The sequence below is a fragment of the Nocardia cyriacigeorgica genome (assembly GCF_010858045.1).
GTDB classification, from domain to species: Bacteria; Actinomycetota; Actinomycetes; order Mycobacteriales; family Mycobacteriaceae; genus Nocardia; species Nocardia cyriacigeorgica_E.
This window is the reverse complement of record NZ_JAAGVC010000119.1, coordinates 1-446: the sequence shown is the minus strand read 5'-3', so window position 1 is coordinate 446 and position 446 is coordinate 1. Positions and strand designations below refer to the sequence as shown.

Below are 446 nucleotides of genomic sequence, written 5' to 3'. Positions count from 1 at the left end.
TCCCAGGAGGGCGCCGCCGGGGTGTCGGCCTCCTCCGCACCGCATCCCGTCGCGAGGATGCCCGCGCTGATCAGTACCGCCGCCAGTCGAATCATGGCGCGGATGCTAACCAGCACGGGGCACCCCGCACAGCTCGCTTGTGCAGGTTCACAGGTGCCCGCAGTGCGAGATTGATCCTGCAACAACGGATGCGCCATATGCATGTTCGGCACGATGACGCAAGGCTCTGGCGGAGTGGCACCGGAATATCGGCGAAGTAATCGAAATTGGAACCAGTGAGCAGTGGTGATCGAGGAGGCCGTGATGACGAAGCCGATGCCGCGGGTGCGTGTCATCCCATCGGGCGAACGCGCCCACTGGTGGAACGAATGGCTCGACTCCAGGCAGTCGTTCCCGGCGACCGGCAATTTCGACCTCGAAGCCAACGCCCACGGACTGCTCATGAT

1 pseudogene is annotated in these 446 nt (G+C 63.7%); it reads left to right on the top strand.

Features of this window, described 5'->3' with window-relative positions:
- Positions 1–303: 303 nt before the first annotated feature.
- A pseudogene (locus GV790_RS31495) lies at positions 304–446 on the top strand (pirin family protein); the annotation flags it as partial.